Genomic DNA, 16684 nt, shown 5'->3' with positions numbered 1-16684 from the left:
AATATTACGATGCAGCAATATGAAGCAGGCCAATATGATGTCATTGTCGTCGGTGCCGGACATGCTGGAGTCGAAGCAGGCCTGGCTGCTGCCAGAATGGGTGCTAAGACGTTAATGATTACCATCAACTTGGATATGATCGCATTTATGCCTTGCAACCCGTCAATCGGCGGTCCGGCAAAAGGAATTGTTGTCCGCGAAATTGACGCATTGGGCGGGGAAATGGGAAAAAATATTGATAAAACCTATATCCAAATGAGAATGTTAAATACAGGTAAAGGTCCGGCCGTCCGTGCGCTAAGAGCGCAAGCGGATAAAGTTTTATATCAGCGGGAAATGAAAAAAACGCTGGAAAACGAACCGAATTTAACATTAGTTCAAGGAATGGTTGAAAAATTAATTGTCTTAAATTGCAATATTAAATGCAACAAGTATTGAAAGACCAGATAACCCATGATTAAGTAGAATCGGGACACTCTGCGCGACTTGACGTGGAGTGGTGGGCATGGTAGCCTGGTTGGCCCAGCCAGTACCGTATACCTGGCTTCATGGCTGGTAGCCATGCCCGCAGAGGCTCTTTGTCAAGTTGCTAAAAACCAACCCTTTGGGTTAGCTGGCTTAAGGTTAAGAAGCTAAGCCAGCTAACTCTATTTGGAAACACTCCTCAGGTGTACGATAATTGAGGATCTTCCTTGGAAGATGGTTACACCAATTTTCAACATAGGTAATGGTTTCGTCTGCCACAGAGGAAATGGGTCTCCCCTTTGGTATGAAGCGCCTAATAAGGCCATTATGACGCTCGTTGGTTCCTCGTTCACAGGATGTGTAAGGGTGTGTAAAATAAACCTCTGTTAGATCTTTTTCAACACTAAGGCCGAGGTCAGCAAATTCAGAACCGTTATCAGCCGTAATGGTTTTAAACACTTTAGAGAACCGATTACCATAAGACACTTTCAACTGAGATATGACTTCTGAAACGGATAGACTATCCTTGGCTGTCACTCTCAAAATTATTTCTTTACGGGTTTTGCGCTCAGTAAGAGTCAATAAGGCCTGATCTTTAGTCTTCTTGCCTATAACCGTATCAATTTCCCAGTGACCAAACTCTTGGCGTTCATTGACTTCAATTGGTCGCTCATCGATACTGCGTCCTAAGATCTTCTTATTCTTCCGGTTACGTTTTTTCTTGGTGTTCAGGGTAATTTTCATAGGTAGGTCAATGTTTTTAACGCCTATAAGTCCTAGATCAATATAGTTATAAAGGGTCTTGGTGCAAACCATTTTGTCTTTGAATTTCCCATCACGTTTGGCTCTCCCACATACCGCATCAGGAGACCATTTCTTATCAAGGATCTGAGTTTCGGCATACTTAATAAACTCGATGGCATCGTCTAGTTTTAGCTTGCGGCCACAGGCTTTCCTGTTTCTCTCATAGAGAAGTTGACCTGTGTCTGGAAAATAGACATGAACAATTTTCCCGTTGCTTTTTCTTTGTGGCACTGTACCTCTTCTTAACTCACGGGAGATGGTGCTTTTGTGACAACCAACATAATCTGCAATCTCCTGTTGAGTCTTACCAGCAGCGTGTAAGGCCGCAATTTTCCCACGGTCATAAGCCGTTAAGTGTTTGAAATGCCGAGCTCCTATGGTAGAATTAGTAATTGCCATAGATAAATCCTCCGTATCGATATTGTTTTAGTCGACTTAATCATACGTGGTTTATCTATGGTTTTTCATTTTTTATGCTTGTTGCATTTGATTATACAACTAGCCAAAAATTAATTGTCGAAAATGATGAATGTAAAGGGGTTATAACGAAAACAGGTGCGGTGTATCGTTCAAAAACAGTCGTTTTAACGACAGGAACCTATTTGCGCGGGGAAATTATCATCGGAGACTTGAAATATTCGAGCGGCCCGAATAATCAACAACCTTCGATAGGCCTTGCTGAGCATTTAAAAGAACTTGGATTTGACATTGTTCGATTTAAAACGGGTACACCACCGCGCGTCAATAGCAAGACTATCGATTACAGCAAAACGGAAATTCAACCGGGCGATGAAGAACCAAGAGCTTTCAGTTATGAAACGACCAAATTTATCACCGACCAGCTCCCTTGCTGGCTGACATATACCAATGAGGAAACACACAAAATCATTAATGCCAACTTGGACCGGTCTCCAATGTATTCCGGTATGATTAAAGGGACTGGACCGCGATATTGTCCGTCCATTGAAGATAAAGTCGTTCGTTTCCATGACAAACCACGTCATCAAATTTTCTTGGAACCGGAAGGACGAAATACAGAGGAAGTATATGTTCAAGGTTTGTCTACGAGTCTGCCGGAAGATGTGCAACATCGTATTTTGCAAACTATCCCCGGTCTTGAAAAAGCACAATTAATGCGTGCTGGCTATGCCATCGAATATGATGCGATCGTGCCAACACAACTGTGGCCAACTCTAGAAACGAAAAAAATTAAGAATTTGTATACTGCCGGTCAAATTAATGGAACATCCGGCTATGAAGAAGCAGCTGGACAAGGGATTATGGCAGGTATTAATGCAGCATGTCGGGTTCTTGGAAAAGAAGAAGTGATTTTAAGCAGATCCGATGCTTATATTGGAGTGCTTATCGACGACTTGGTGACAAAAGGAACGAACGAACCGTATCGTTTGCTGACATCGCGGGCTGAATACCGCTTGCTACTCCGTCATGATAATGCCGATCTTCGTTTAACGGAAATTGGCTACAAGCTTGGATTAATTAAAGAAGAACGCTATCAAGCCTTTTTAAATAAAAAGCAAGACATTGAAAATGAAATGAAGCGGCTGAAATCTACTATCATCAAGCCGAATGAAGAGGTACAGCAGCTGATTTCAGAAGCAGGAGGAAGCCCGCTTAAGGATGGGATCCGAGCTTCAGACTTGCTGAAAAGACCGGAAATGACATATGACCATATCAAAAAAATCGTTCCGGCCGAAAAAGAGCTAAGCCCAGAAGTCGAAGAACAAGTTGAAATTCAGATTAAATATGAAGGATATATTCAAAAATCGCTGCAGCAAGTTGATAAGTTGAAAAAAATGGAAAATAAAAAGATTCCGGAAGATATTGATTATGATGCCATCAACGGTCTTGCCACAGAAGCTCGACAAAAATTAAAAAAAGTGCGGCCGTTGTCGATTGCTCAAGCGTCACGTATTTCCGGCGTCAATCCGGCGGATATTTCCATTTTGCTTGTTTATATTGAACAAGGAAAAATTGCACGCATCGCTAATTAAAATGAATATGGATCGGATCATTTTCCCGGAAGCGTCAAGCTGAACGAATACGATAAGCATTGTGGGAGAAAAGTTCCGTGAAAGACACTGCAAATAGTTTTTTTCAAAAATGTCCCCCACTTTTTGTCGATTTGAACAAGTGGGGGATGACTGCCTATAAGTGAGAGAATCAAAATAGGGAATGATGAAGTCATGAACATTGATCAATTTCAAGAAAAACTTAAAGAAAAAGGAATTATATTGACTTCTTTTCAGCTTGAGCAATTCGAACGCTATTACGAAATGCTTGTGGACTGGAACGAGCGAATGAATTTGACTGCCATAACCGATCGGGAAGAAGTCTATTTAAAACATTTTTATGATTCGATTTCCGCTGCTTTTTATTTCGATTTTCGCAAAGAATGGTCGGTATGTGACGTGGGAGCGGGGGCCGGTTTTCCAAGCATTCCTTTAAAAATCGTATTTCCATCGTTAAAAATAACCATTGTCGATTCTTTAAAAAAACGAATTACCTTTTTGGAGGAATTAGCCAAAACATTGAAATTGGAAAATACGTCCTTTTACCATGACCGCGCAGAAAGTTTTGGACAAAAGAAAGAGCATCGCGAGCATTACGATGTGGTCACGGCTAGAGCCGTTGCCAGAATGTCGGTGTTGAGCGAACTGTGTTTGCCGCTTGTGAAAGAAAATGGAGCCTTTTTGGCGATGAAAGCTGCCTATGCCCAAGAAGAACTGCGTGCGGCTGAAAAAGCCATCTCCACTTTGGGAGGCAAAATCAAAGAAATTGGATCGTTTCTGTTGCCGTACGAACAAAGCGAAAGAAATATTATCTGGATTGAAAAAGTAAAACAAACGCCTAAAAAATATCCGCGCAAGCCTGGAGTGCCTAATAAAATGCCGTTGGAATAACGTTCCATAATAAGGAGAAAAAAGTTATTATAGAGAGGGAAAAGTCCGGACCGTCAAAATATTTTCCGGGAAATATATAAAAAATGTCGAAAGAAGATTACTGAAAAACACGAATTGACCATTGGTATGGCAGGAACTTGTCGTCAAGATAAAGAATATGTAATAAGGGAGTTTCCTAAAGGTGGTGGAGGACGATGAAGCATCCTTTCTCTCGTTTTTTTGGTTTGGGTGAAAAAGAAGTTGATGAAACGCAAGAAATAATGAGTGAGAGAGAAGAAGTAAAACACATCCCCATATCCCAAATTATCCCCAATCGTTTTCAGCCGAGAACGATTTTTGATGATGAAAAAATAATAGAATTATCCAGAACAATTCATACGCATGGGATTATTCAGCCGATTGTTGTCAGGGAATTTGAGCAAGGAAAATATGAAATCATTGCTGGCGAGAGACGTTGGCGGGCTGTCCAGAAATTAGGATGGGAAACGGTACCGGCTATTATAAAGAATTTAAATGATACGGAAACAGCTTCTGTGGCCTTAATCGAAAACTTACAGAGGGAAGAGCTTTCACCCATAGAAGAGGCAATGGCTTACGGCAAGCTGTTAGAGCTTCATAATTTAACTCAAGAGGCTTTAGCTCAAAGGCTGGGAAAAGGTCAATCCACTGTGGCCAATAAGCTTCGTCTCCTAAAACTGCCTCAAGAAATCCAAGAGTCTTTATTGAAAAAAAACATTACAGAAAGACATGCGAGGGCGCTCATTCCTCTCAAAGATCCTGAAAAACAAATTCAGCTGTTGAATGAAATTATCGAGAAAAATTTGAATGTCAAACAAACCGAAGAACGAGTTGCCAAAATGTTAGACAAAACACCGGCAAAACCGAAACCGAGAAAAAAAGCAATCAGCAAAGATATGAGAATTGCGGTTAATACGATCAGACAGTCCCTTACCATGGTTGCAAAAAGTGGAATCAAGCTGGATTCAGAAGAAAAAGATTTAGGAGAGTTTTATCAAATTACCATTCGAATCCCGAAAAAAAAATCATAGATTACGTGAGTGAGAAGCATTCAATTTCATAAATGTTTCTCACTTTTTCATGGACTTTTCACATTTGTCTTCATTGCATCGATACGACCAGTCTCCTCCTAATCTTTCTCCCTCTTAAATAAACAAAAAATTTTGATTTTAAAAAAATAATTTAGATTTAAGAATCTTTTATAAAAAGTAAGTTTCGCTTTATTCTATCGTGGTTAAATCTGCACTGTACTTTAACACAGCCTTTGATAAAATAGATTACATAATTGGTAGAGCAAAAAGGTAGGTGAAAACCGTGGGCAAGGTCATAGCAATTGCAAATCAAAAAGGAGGAGTGGGGAAAACAACGACATCCGTCAATTTGGGCGCTTGTCTTGCTTACATAGGAAAAAAGGTTCTGCTCGTAGATATCGATCCTCAAGGAAATGCAACGAGCGGTGCCGGTATTGAAAAGGGAGAAATTCAGCAATGCATTTATGATGTTTTAGTTGATGATGCTGATATAGCCAAAATAGTGAACCCGACCGCTGTTGAAAATTTGTATGTTGTTCCGGCAACGATCAATCTTGCAGGTGCTGAGATTGAACTCGTCCCCACTATTTCCCGGGAAGTGCGATTGAAAAGCGCATTGGATAAAATCAAGCATGAATATGATTTCATTATTATAGATTGTCCCCCTTCATTAGGTTTGTTAACGATTAATGCATTGGCAGCAGCTGATTCCGTAATTATTCCCGTTCAATGCGAATATTATGCTCTCGAGGGGCTGAGCCAACTTTTAAATACCGTTCGTCTTGTCCAAAAACATTTAAACCATGATCTTACTATTGACGGCGTTCTTCTTACCATGCTGGATGCTCGGACGAATCTGGGTATTCAAGTCATTGAAGAAGTCAAAAAATATTTTCAGGATAAAGTCTATCGAACGATCATTCCCCGCAATGTCCGGCTGAGTGAAGCGCCTAGCCATGGAAAGCCTATTATACTTTATGATCCCAAATCAAGGGGAGCAGATGTTTATTTAGATTTTGCCAAGGAGGTGGCCATGAATGGCTAAGGGACTCGGGAAAGGAATAGACGCCCTATTTAAAAATTTGGAACCGGCCAATGAAGAAGTCATCAAAGAAGTAAAATTAAAAGAACTGCGCCCTAATCCTTATCAGCCACGGAAAATTTTCCATAAAGAAAAAATTAAAGAATTAGAGCAATCCATAGCAGAACATGGAGTGCTGCAGCCGTTGATTGTCAGAAAGAGTATAAAGGGATATGAGATTGTTGCAGGGGAAAGACGTTTTCGAGCGGCAAAAGAAGCGGGATTGGAAAAAGTCCCGGTGATTGTACGAGAAATGAAAGATGAGCAAATGATGGAACTGGCTGTTCTTGAAAACCTGCAGCGGGAGGATTTAACACCTATTGAAGAAGCAGCCGCCTATCAAATGCTAATGGATAAACTTGGTTTAACTCAGGAAGAATTAGCGAATAGATTAGGAAAAAGCCGTCCACATATAGCCAATCATCTTCGTCTTCTTTCTCTACCACCTGAAATTCAAGCTTATATTTCGGACGGGAAAATCTCCATGGGACATGGGAGAGCGTTGCTGGGGTTAAAGAAAAAAGAAAAGCTGCCTTATTTAGTCGGAAAAGTGATGAAAGAACATCTCAATGTCCGCCAGCTTGAAAAATTAATTCAGCAATTAAACGAAAATGTTTCACGTGAAACAAAAAAGAAAAAAGAAGAAAAAGATGTCTTTCTGAAAGAGCAAGAAAGCATTTTACGAGATCGACTGGGAACCAATGTGGTGATTCGCCAAGGAAAAAATAAAGAAAAGGGAAAAATCGAGATTGAATTTTTTTCAAAAGAGGATTTAAATCGAATCCTTCAGCTGCTCGATCAGCAAGAAAGATAAAGAAAACCATCCAACGATGGTTTATTTTTGGGGCTTTGTTTTAAATCGAGATTTCCTGCGAATTCTTATCGATATCATCGAAAACGCAAGATAATGACAATGCCGCTTCAAGATTGTAACAACTTCGGAAGTATTGGAGGAAATTGGAATGGTGCTTTTGGGCTCGTTGGTTAACGGATTGAGCATTTTAGCCGGCTCGATTATAGGGAAATTTTTACACAATATACCGGAAGGCATTAAAAATGCGGTAATGCATGCGATCGGATTGGCTGTATTAGTGCTTGGTCTGCAAATGGGATTGAAGAGCGAAAATTTTTTGGCCGTTGTGATCAGTTTAGTTGCCGGTGTTGTCATCGGAGAATGGATGGCGTTGGAAGACAAATTAAATCAATTAGGCATATGGATCGAAAGAAAAATAGGCAATCATTCAAACCGTAGTGGGAGCATTTCTGAAGGATTTGTGACCGCTACGCTCATTTTTGTTATTGGCGCCATGGGCATTGTGGGTGCTTTAGACAGCGGTATAAGGGGAAATCATCAAGTGCTGTTTACGAAGTCCATTCTGGATGGATTTACGGCGCTTATTTTAAGCTCCACTCTCGGAATGGGAGTTTTATTTTCGGCTATACCTGTTTTTCTATATGAAGGTTTGATCGCTTTGTTTGCCACACAAATTAACCATTTCGTCCCAAAAGAAATGATAGATTCCTTTATTACCGAAATGACATCGGTTGGAGGAATTATGATCTTCGCGATTGGCTTAAACGTTCTTGGGTTAACGAAAATCAAAGTGGCCAATTTTTTGCCAAGCCTTGTGGTGACGGTCATTCTTGTCATTTTTTACTATTTTGTTTGATAACTGCTAATGATATGATCATAGTAAAGTGGGCAGCCAGTATTTTTATGGGAGCTGTTGCCTTTCTTTCAGTTCCAATGGATAAAAAGATTTTTTGACGGGATAAAGGTAGGACGCCTCTAAAATGCCTCGCGATATGATTTTGGCCATTTTCATCACTAAATTTAGACGGGTATTTTGAAGAACAAAAAACTCCATGAATCCGCTGACGTTCACGATGCCAGTTAAATGGGCATCGCCTACAGGGGGCAGATCTTTTTGAACACCCGCTCCAGGTTTGACGGGCCCTAGATTGATTTGGATACATCCAATGCTTTTTAAGCGGCCCAGGCATGCGTCGATTCCAATAATAAACGGATTGTCAAAAGTGCTGTGTACTTTATGTAATTTTTCCTGTAAATTTACCGCATGAACCGGATCGTCCAACGTTCCCAAAACATGAAAAGAAGAAAGCTGTTTTTCTTCCAGCAATGTCCCAACTAAAGGCCCTAATGAATCGCCAGTAGACCGATCGGTTCCGATACATATGAATACGATCGGCCGATTTTGTTTAGGCAGAAGTGAGACAAGCTGTTTTGAAATGATTTGGACGGCGTTTTCATCTTCATAGTGAATTTTTACAGGCTCTATTTTCTTGTCCAGCCAATTTTTTATATTCATTTATACCGCTCCCTTCCGGATGTATTATAGTATACGGATAAACCAATTTTTCTATACGTGGGAATGCACAATCTTGCCAAAATATCTATCTGCAATATCCATTGTTGGATAAAAAAGGAATATTCGTTTCAAAAATAGATCAATGTTTTCGTTAAATGATAACCAAAAGGGGGGACCGACTTGAAAACTTGGGATAGATTGATTGAGCGGTTATGGGAAAGATTGACCAATGAAGATTTATGGCTGTCCATTGGTGAAGGAGCGCTGAAAATCATCGTAACGATATTGCTGGCAGCTATTGTGATTCGAATCGGAAAAGTGATGATCCGTAATATCTTTAAATTGCGTGCGAAATCTCTTTTAAACTTTTCGGAAAGAAGGGAAAACACCTTATTAAGGCTGCTGGAAAATGTTCTTACCTATGTGGTGTATTTTATCGCTTTTGTTAATATACTGTCGATTATGACATTTGATATAAAAGGTTTGATCGCGGGTGCTGGAGTAGTTGGTCTGGCTGTTGGTTTTGGAGCGCAAAGTTTAGTTAAAGATGTCATTACGGGATTTTTTATTATTTTCGAGGATCAATTTTCAGTAGGCGACTATATTCGCATTGGCAAATATGAAGGATATGTGGAAGAAATCGGGCTGCGGACGACAAAAATCAAAAGCTGGACAGGCGAGCTTCATATTTTGCCTAATGGCAGTATAACAGAAGTGACGAACTTTTCTTTGCACAACAGTTTAGCGATTGTCGACGTTACCGTTGCTTATGAAGAAAATATTGAGGAAGTGGAGCAAACGATTGAAGAGCTCTTAAAGACCCTTCCTGATAAATACGAAGAGTTAGTTGCTCCACCACAGCTGCTTGGCATCCAAAACATGGGGGCAACGGAAGTAGTATTGAGAATTGTTGCCGAAACAACGCCCATGAATCATATGTATATTGCCCGGATGATAAGAAAAGAAGTAAAATTGTGTCTAGATGAAAAAGGCATCGAAATCCCATTTCCGCATCTTGTCATGTATTCTCGTGAAGAAAAAGAAAGCATGATTGGAAAAAAAGACACGGAAAGGAGTTAGGAGGGTGATCGTGTATGGACACCAAAACTTTTCAGCTGCATGATATTGTAGAAATGAAAAAGCAGCATCCATGTGGAACGAACCGTTGGCAAATCATCCGAATGGGGATGGACATCCGTATAAAATGCCAGGGCTGCGGACATAGTGTGTTGATTCCAAGAAAAGAGTTTGTGAAAAAAATGAAAAGGGTATTGGAATCGGCTGATCAGGAAAACTAGACGAAAATGAGGCCATTTTCAGAGGGGCTGTCCCCTCTATTAAAATTGGCCTCTTATTTGTCCATTGAGAAAATGGAGAAATCTTACAATCTTTGATGAGAACCACTCAGGTCTTTTTCTTTGTCAAAAAAGTTTTCCTTTGCCACACAGCTGTTTTGTAATGTTTCCACGATATGACAATGGTTTGTCATTTGAGATGCTTCTTGAATCACAAAAAAGCCTATCTCTTGATGACAAAGACGTTCACTCTTTTTCATTGGAAGTATTCGGAACAGGATTAAAAGAGATGCCAAGACGCGGTTCTTGTCATTTTTCTTTCTTATCTCTATAATTGGAAAAGGTTTTATTGTAGACTGACAATTTTTTATTCTTTTTTCAAGAGGAAAGAGGCTCATTTATAAATATCTTTTTCTTTGTTGCAGCCGTTTTTAGAAAGCAGAACAATTATGGATGAAAGTTATATAAATAGAGGAGTGACTATTTATGGCTTTAACAGCCGGAATTGTCGGCTTGCCGAACGTTGGAAAATCTACCTTATTTAATGCGATTACAAAGGCGGGAGCTGAATCAGCGAACTATCCATTTTGTACGATTGATCCCAATGTAGGAATGGTGGAAGTTCCGGATCAACGTCTTAATCGATTGGCAGAGATCGTTCATCCCAAAAAAATCGTTCCGACCACTTTTGAATTCACAGATATTGCCGGAATTGTAAAAGGTGCCAGCAAAGGGGAAGGATTAGGAAATAAATTTCTTTCCCATATTCGCCAAGTGGATGCGATTTGTCATGTCGTAAGATGTTTTGCCGATGAAAATATTACCCATGTTGCTGGAAAAGTAGATCCGATTGCCGATATAGAAACGATCAATTTAGAATTAATTTTGGCGGACTTGGAAACAGTTGAAAAGCGAATTGGAAAAGTGGAAAAGATCGCGAAGCAAAAAGATAAAGCAGCTATGGCTGAATTTGAAGTGTTGAGCAAATTAAAAGAAGCCTTTGAAGCGGAAAAACCGGCTCGTACGGTAGAATTCACCGAAGAACAAGAAAAACTTGTGAAAGGTTTCCAATTGTTGACGATGAAACCGGTTCTTTATGTCGCCAATGTAGGAGAAGACGATGCAGCGGACGCCTCCAACAACCAATATGTACAGCAAGTACGTGAATTTGCAGAAAAAGACAATGCTGAAGTCATCGTGGTATGTGCAAAGATTGAGGAAGAGATCGCCGAATTGGAGGATGAAGAAAAAGCGATGTTCCTTCAAGAACTAGGCATCGAAGAATCAGGGCTTGATCAATTGATTCGCGCTGCTTATCATTTGCTCGGTTTGGCGACGTATTTTACGGCGGGTGAGCCGGAAGTGCGCGCTTGGACGTTTAAAAAAGGAATGAAAGCACCGGAATGCGCCGGTATTATCCATTCGGATTTTGAACGAGGATTTATCCGGGCGGAAGTAGTTTCTTATGAAGACTTAATCGAAGCAGGTTCTATGGTTGGGGCCCGCGAAGCCGGCAAAGTGCGACTGGAAGGAAAAGATTATGTCGTGCAGGATGGAGATGTCATTCATTTCCGTTTCAACGTATAATGAAGTTGATGGGAAAATCCGCTGTGTTTTTAGCGGATTTTTTCTTTTCAGTGTATATTAAGGAAACAAATTATTTTGTAACAGTTGAAAATACAAGATTCAGTTGAAAAGCGATCTTTTTTTCAGATTTTAAAAAATAATCAGGAACATTCGTTCTGTTTATGGTATAATAAACAAGACAATGATAGATACACATTACCATCGTTTTTTTATACTGCACAACATTTATGGGAAATTGCTTTTTCGTTAAAACTATGGTATACTATCAACTTGTGAGTAATGAAAGATTATTACTCCTTGCTCTTTTTACTAAAAGAGCCGTATAGACCATGAGGAGGTGAAAGAATGATGAGAAAGTACGAATTAATGTACATTATCCGCCCAAATGTTGATGATGAAACGAAAAAATCAATCGTAGAACGTTTTGACAACATTTTGTCTTCCAACGGAGCGGAAATCATCGATTCGAAAGAGTGGGGAAAACGTCGTTTAGCTTACGAAATTAACGACTTCCGCGAAGGAATTTACCACATTGTTCATGTAAATTCTAATCCGGAAGCTGTTCAAGAATTCGATCGCTTAGCTAAAATCAGCGACGATATCATTCGCCACATCGTTGTTAGAGAAGAAGAATAATCGGATGAATTTTTGTAATCTCGATCATATATGTTTCACGTGAAACACGTGTAAAAAAGGAGGTTGATTCTGATGATGAACCGTGTCGTTTTAGTCGGTCGGTTAACAAGGGATCCTGAGCTTCGGTATACACCGAATGGAGTGGCAGTTGCAACTTTTACTCTTGCTGTCAATCGTAATTATACGAATCAACAGGGTGAAAGAGAAGCGGATTTTATTAATTGTGTCGTATGGCGACGACCTGCTGAAAATGTGGCAAACTATTTGAAAAAAGGTAGCTTAGCTGGTGTGGATGGCCGTTTGCAAACACGAAACTATGAAGCGCAAGACGGAAGACGTGTATACGTGACGGAAGTGTTAGCCGAAAGCGTTCAATTTTTGGAACCACGCGGCGCTTCTTCTAATACAGCCGACCGCAGCGGTGAATTGGGAGTATATGGTGGCCAAAAACCTCAGGATTTTCCTTTTAGCCCTAATCAGAATCAACGTAGAAACGATGATTATACACGTGTGGATGAAGATCCGTTTGCCAATGACGGACAACAAATTGATATTTCTGATGATGATCTCCCATTTTAAAGAAATTTGGACAAAGGAGGGAATGACATGGCTGGACGCAGAGGCGGACGTAGACGTCGGAAAGTGTGCTATTTCACAGCAAATGGAATTACGCACATCGACTATAAAGATGTAGATCTTTTGAAAAAGTTCATTTCTGAACGTGGAAAAATCCTTCCACGTCGTGTAACGGGAACGAGTGCTAAATATCAACGGCAATTAACTCGTGCCATCAAACGGGCACGTCAAATGGCACTTCTGCCATATGTAGCGGAAGATAAATAAGGTTTTCTTAGTAAGCAGCAGGGAATGGAATCCTTGCTGCTTTTGCTTATTTGTAAAATAAGCGCCATCTGTTTAATAGGATGAAATCTGTGTTTCTTCTGCACATTCCATAAAACAGAGCGATTTCAACAGTCTGCCAAGAATATTGAATCATCGTGATATGAAAGCTAAAATGGTAAGTGATGAACTTAAGCAACTTACCATGACATAGAGAGGTGTTTTTGTGAAAAATACGCAAATATTAAAAGGAGTGATGATGCTCGCTCTCTATGCAGTCCTGTTACTCATCACTCTTTACATACCGGTACTTTGGATTGCATCAAGCTTTTTTCTTATATTGCCATTTTTCATATACAGCGCAAAATACCCTGCCAAAAACTCAGTCATGCTCATCATTGCAGCCATTATCATATCTATGATAACGGGAAATATTGTCGCTGTTTCGATTGGGTTTGCCTATGGAACAACAGGTGCGGCGATGGGTTATTTTCTTTATCGAAAAAAAGGGAAGTTCTCTGTTTATATGGCGGGAAGTTTGGTCTTTTTGGCCAATACGATCATTCAATACGTGGTCGCTGTTCTTTTCTTCCATTTTAATTTTATTGATGATTCCATGAAAATGTTGAGAGAATCGTTTGAGCGATCCGTTCATATGATGGATCAACTGGGAGAGCCCGTTCCTGACAAAGCAATGGAGCAATTCGAATTTGGCATGGACTATTTCCGTGCTCTTGTGCCAAGTATATTTGTCGTTTCTTCGTTTGTCATGGTTTTCCTGTTTACAGTCATCCATTTTCCGATTTTGAAAAGATTAGGGGTTGAGGTTCCCTCTTGGAAGCCTATCCGTGAATGGCAAATGCCGAAAAGCGTATTATGGTATTATATCATCGTTTTAATCGCAGCCATTATCTTTGTTCCTGAAAATGGGAGTATGTGGTATATGATTTATATAAATTTGTTATTTATGCTGCAAATCTGTCTCACCATTCAAGGGATTTCGTTTCTTTACTTTTTCGGGAACTTAAAAAATTGGCCGAAAGCGGTCCCAACAGCGCTGACAGTTCTTTCTTTTCTCTTTTTTCCGGTGCTTTATCTTGTTCGGATATTAGGTATAATGGATTTAGGTTTTGATTTAAAACAGCGCCTCCAACAAAAACCATGACTTAGGAGCTGAAGTTATGCTTTCTTATTATAACAGGCGGAACATAAGGTATCCGTTGATCGGATTAATCATTATGTCCATTGCTTTGTTATCTGTGCTAGCGCTATTTTACTGGTGGTTAAGCCTCGTTGGGTTTATCATTATAGCTGCTTTATTTTTTCAAATTTTCCGTTCAGAGCAATTGATTTCCCACGAAATTGAAGAGTATATCTCAACGCTTTCTTATCGTGTCAAACGAGTGGGAGAAGAAGCCTTGACGGAAATGCCGATTGGGATCTTGCTTTTTAACGAGGATCTCTACATTGAATGGACAAATCCTTTTTTTGCTTCTTATTTTAAGGAAGAAACGTTAATAGGACGGTCACTTTATGAAGTAGCGGAAGAACTCGTACCGATGATCAAACAGGAATCAAGGGAAGAGATTGTGACTTTACATGACAGGCAGTTTCGGGTGGTGTTTAAGCCGGAAGAACGGCTTATGTATCTGTTTGATGAAACGGACCATCAAGAAATGGTCAGGAAATTTAAAGACGCTAAAACGGTGATTGCAATTATATATTTGGATAATTATGATGATCTTACACAAGGAATGGATGATCAAACTCGAAGCAGCCTAAATAGTATGGTGACTTCTCTATTAAATAAGTGGGCAAAAGAGTTTGGAATTTTTCTGAAGAGAACTTCTACAGAAAGATTTGTTGCCGTTTTCAATGAGGGGATTTTAAAGAAACTTGAAAAAGAAAAATTTTCTGTATTAGATGAAGTACGGGAATTGACTTCTAAGCATAATGTTCCGCTAACTTTGAGTTTTGGAATTGGAACGGGCGCAATGTCTCTGCCGGAACTGGGGACGTTGGCACAATCCAGTTTGGACTTAGCCCTTGGGCGTGGAGGCGACCAAGTTGCCATTAAAGAATCGAGCGGAAAAGTCAAGTTTTACGGTGGAAAAACCAATCCAATGGAAAAAAGGACTAGAGTTCGCGCGCGAGTGATTTCTCACGCGTTAAAGGAATTGATGATTGCCAGCGATAAAGTAATGGTGATGGGCCATAAATTTCCGGATATGGACGCAATCGGCGCGGCAATTGGGATAAGCAAAATGGCTCGTATGAATCAGAAGGAAGGCTATATCGTATTAAATTTTTCTCAAATAGATAAGGGTGTGAAACGGCTGCTGGCGGAAGTGAAGAAAGACCCTGACCTCTATTCGCGCTTTATTACTCCGGATGAGGCGTTGGAAATGGTCACAGAAAAAACGTTGCTGGTAGTAGTGGATACTCATAAGCCTTCGCTCGTGATTGATGAGAAATTATTGAGTAAAATAGAGAAGATAGTGGTAGTCGATCATCATCGCCGAGGGGAGGATTTCGTCCAAAATCCGATGCTCGTCTATATGGAACCATACTCCTCCTCTACTTCAGAGTTGGTAACGGAATTACTAGAGTACCAGCCAAAAGAAGAAAAAATCTCCATGCTGGAGGCGACGGCTCTGCTTGCCGGAATTACGGTGGACACCAAAAGCTTCTCATTGAGAACCGGATCACGGACATTTGATGCAGCTTCCTACTTGAGGGCACAAGGAGCTGATACCGCTCTAGTTCAAAAATTTTTAAAAGAAAATATTGATACGTATATTCAGCGTTCGAAACTAATTGAAACTGTATCCATCCAGCCAAATGGAATTGCGGTTGCCGTGGGAAGCGAAGAAGAGGAATACGATCCCGTTTTGATCGCGCAGGCAGCCGACACGTTGCTTATGATGGACGGCGTGAGAGCCTCCTTTGTCATTGCCAAGCGGAAAGATAACAAAGTGGGAGTCAGCGCCCGTTCTCTTGGTGACGTCAATGTACAGCTAATTATGGAGGAATTGGAAGGCGGAGGACATTTGACCAACGCCGCAACACAACTGGAGGATACGACCATCGAGGAAGTCGAAGTTCGACTTTGGAAAGCTATTCAAAAATATGTAGAAGGGGGAATGGAATCATGAAAGTAATATTCCTTCAAGATGTAAAAGGCAAAGGAAAAAAAGGAGAAATTAAAAATGTGGCAGATGGATACGCCCACAATTTCTTATTCAAAAAGAATTTGGCGATCGAAGCGACGCCAGCCAATTTAAAAGCTTTGGAAGCACAAAAGAAAAAAGAAGCGGAATTGGCAAAGCAAGAACTGGAAAATGCTAAAAAATTAAAAGAAGTTCTTGAAAACACGACGGTGGAATTAAAAGCAAAAGCTGGAGAAGGCGGGCGATTGTTCGGCTCTGTCACAAGCAAACAAATCGCGGAAGAATTAAACAAAACCCATAAAATTAAACTGGATAAACGGAAAATTGAATTGGACGATGCCATTCGTTCATTGGGATATACGAACGTTCCGGTTAAGCTTCATCCTGACGTTACGGCCGTGTTAAAAGTTCATGTTTCAGAAGACAACTAATTTTACCAAACCGTTCGGCTTGTTTTCATGATAAAATAGTTAAAAAGAAAAGGGCTGATTCAGAGGGTTAAGATC

The 16684-nt window shown here is 40.2% G+C and carries 17 protein-coding genes and 2 pseudogenes; 16 read left to right on the top strand and 3 right to left on the bottom strand.

Features of this window, described 5'->3' with window-relative positions:
• Window positions 1-9: 9 nt before the first annotated feature.
• A pseudogene (locus N1I86_RS08715) lies at window positions 10-405 on the top strand (FAD-dependent oxidoreductase); the annotation flags it as partial.
• 219 nt (window positions 406-624) lie between these two features.
• Here N1I86_RS08715 and N1I86_RS08710 read toward each other — a convergent pair.
• The gene (locus tag N1I86_RS08710) at window positions 625-1668 is read right to left on the bottom strand and encodes an IS30 family transposase (RefSeq protein ID WP_048622401.1); all 1044 of its coding nucleotides are present in this window, start codon (window positions 1666-1668) and stop codon (window positions 625-627) included.
• A 104-nt stretch (window positions 1669-1772) separates the two neighbouring features.
• On the opposite strand from N1I86_RS08710, the pseudogene mnmG reads away from it, so the two are divergent.
• From mnmG to N1I86_RS08680, 6 genes and pseudogenes are all read left to right on the top strand, one after another.
• Window positions 1773-3281 (top strand): annotated as a pseudogene (gene mnmG / locus N1I86_RS08705) (tRNA uridine-5-carboxymethylaminomethyl(34) synthesis enzyme MnmG); the annotation flags it as partial.
• A gap of 192 nt (window positions 3282-3473) precedes the next feature.
• Entirely contained in the window at window positions 3474-4190 is a 717-nt protein-coding gene (rsmG, locus tag N1I86_RS08700) for a 16S rRNA (guanine(527)-N(7))-methyltransferase RsmG (RefSeq protein WP_341095955.1), read from the top strand.
• Between the two features lie 194 nt (window positions 4191-4384).
• Window positions 4385-5239 carry a nucleoid occlusion protein gene (noc, locus tag N1I86_RS08695; RefSeq protein WP_341095953.1) on the top strand — a complete coding sequence of 285 codons (855 nt, stop codon included), beginning with the start codon at window positions 4385-4387 and terminating at the stop codon, window positions 5237-5239.
• Window positions 5240-5522: 283 nt separating this feature from the next.
• Complete coding sequence (locus N1I86_RS08690) at window positions 5523-6284, top strand: ParA family protein (RefSeq protein WP_003353431.1); 762 nt, start codon at window positions 5523-5525, stop codon at window positions 6282-6284.
• Window positions 6277-7134: a ParB/RepB/Spo0J family partition protein gene (locus N1I86_RS08685; RefSeq protein ID WP_341095952.1), complete on the top strand. Its 858-nt coding sequence runs from the start codon at window positions 6277-6279 to the stop codon at window positions 7132-7134. Before N1I86_RS08690 ends, N1I86_RS08685 begins: the two co-directional genes overlap by 8 nt.
• A 148-nt stretch (window positions 7135-7282) precedes the next feature.
• Complete coding sequence (locus N1I86_RS08680) at window positions 7283-7990, top strand: DUF554 domain-containing protein (RefSeq protein WP_048624332.1); 708 nt, start codon at window positions 7283-7285, stop codon at window positions 7988-7990.
• A 45-nt stretch (window positions 7991-8035) separates the two neighbouring features.
• On the opposite strand, the gene yyaC is transcribed toward N1I86_RS08680, so the two are convergent.
• On the bottom strand, window positions 8036-8650 hold the full coding sequence (gene yyaC, locus N1I86_RS08675) for a spore protease YyaC (protein WP_270583195.1): 615 nt from the start codon (window positions 8648-8650) through the stop codon (window positions 8036-8038).
• Between the two features lie 180 nt (window positions 8651-8830).
• On the opposite strand from yyaC, the gene N1I86_RS08670 reads away from it, so the two are divergent.
• A complete protein-coding gene (locus N1I86_RS08670) occupies window positions 8831-9730 on the top strand; it encodes a mechanosensitive ion channel family protein (protein ID WP_341095949.1) in 900 nt (299 codons plus the stop codon).
• 14 nt (window positions 9731-9744) lie between these two features.
• On the top strand, window positions 9745-9948 hold the full coding sequence (locus tag N1I86_RS08665) for a DUF951 domain-containing protein (protein WP_003353436.1): 204 nt from the start codon (window positions 9745-9747) through the stop codon (window positions 9946-9948).
• Between the two features lie 83 nt (window positions 9949-10031).
• On the opposite strand, the gene N1I86_RS08660 is transcribed toward N1I86_RS08665, so the two are convergent.
• Window positions 10032-10343 (bottom strand): hypothetical protein, encoded by a 312-nt coding sequence (locus tag N1I86_RS08660; protein WP_040341065.1) that lies wholly within the window; start codon window positions 10341-10343, stop codon window positions 10032-10034.
• A gap of 88 nt (window positions 10344-10431) precedes the next feature.
• Between N1I86_RS08660 and ychF the strand changes: the two genes are divergently transcribed.
• From ychF to rplI, 7 genes are all read left to right on the top strand, one after another.
• Window positions 10432-11532 (top strand): redox-regulated ATPase YchF, encoded by a 1101-nt coding sequence (gene ychF / locus N1I86_RS08655; RefSeq protein WP_048624328.1) that lies wholly within the window; start codon window positions 10432-10434, stop codon window positions 11530-11532.
• 348 nt (window positions 11533-11880) lie between these two features.
• Entirely contained in the window at window positions 11881-12168 is a 288-nt protein-coding gene (gene rpsF, locus N1I86_RS08650; RefSeq protein WP_003353439.1) for a 30S ribosomal protein S6, read from the top strand.
• 72 nt (window positions 12169-12240) lie between these two features.
• Window positions 12241-12747: a single-stranded DNA-binding protein gene (ssb, locus tag N1I86_RS08645; protein ID WP_270583192.1), complete on the top strand. Its 507-nt coding sequence runs from the start codon at window positions 12241-12243 to the stop codon at window positions 12745-12747.
• A 27-nt stretch (window positions 12748-12774) separates the two neighbouring features.
• Window positions 12775-13011 (top strand): 30S ribosomal protein S18, encoded by a 237-nt coding sequence (gene rpsR / locus N1I86_RS08640; protein WP_003353442.1) that lies wholly within the window; start codon window positions 12775-12777, stop codon window positions 13009-13011.
• 223 nt (window positions 13012-13234) lie between these two features.
• The gene (locus N1I86_RS08635; protein ID WP_341095946.1) at window positions 13235-14173 is read left to right on the top strand and encodes a YybS family protein; all 939 of its coding nucleotides are present in this window, start codon (window positions 13235-13237) and stop codon (window positions 14171-14173) included.
• Window positions 14174-14189: 16 nt separating this feature from the next.
• Window positions 14190-16163, top strand: a complete 1974-nt coding sequence (locus tag N1I86_RS08630; protein ID WP_341095943.1) for a DHH family phosphoesterase — start codon at window positions 14190-14192, stop codon at window positions 16161-16163.
• On the top strand, window positions 16160-16609 hold the full coding sequence (rplI, locus tag N1I86_RS08625) for a 50S ribosomal protein L9 (protein ID WP_003353445.1): 450 nt from the start codon (window positions 16160-16162) through the stop codon (window positions 16607-16609). Before N1I86_RS08630 ends, rplI begins: the two co-directional genes overlap by 4 nt.
• The last annotated feature ends 75 nt before the right edge of the window (window positions 16610-16684 follow it).

It is taken from the genome of Bacillus sp. FSL W8-0116 (assembly GCF_038003825.1).
Taxonomy (GTDB): Bacteria; Bacillota; Bacilli; order Bacillales; family DSM-4216; genus Bacillus_O; species Bacillus_O smithii.
Note: the sequence above shows the minus strand (reverse complement) of the source record. Positions and strands in the feature narration are given on the sequence as shown.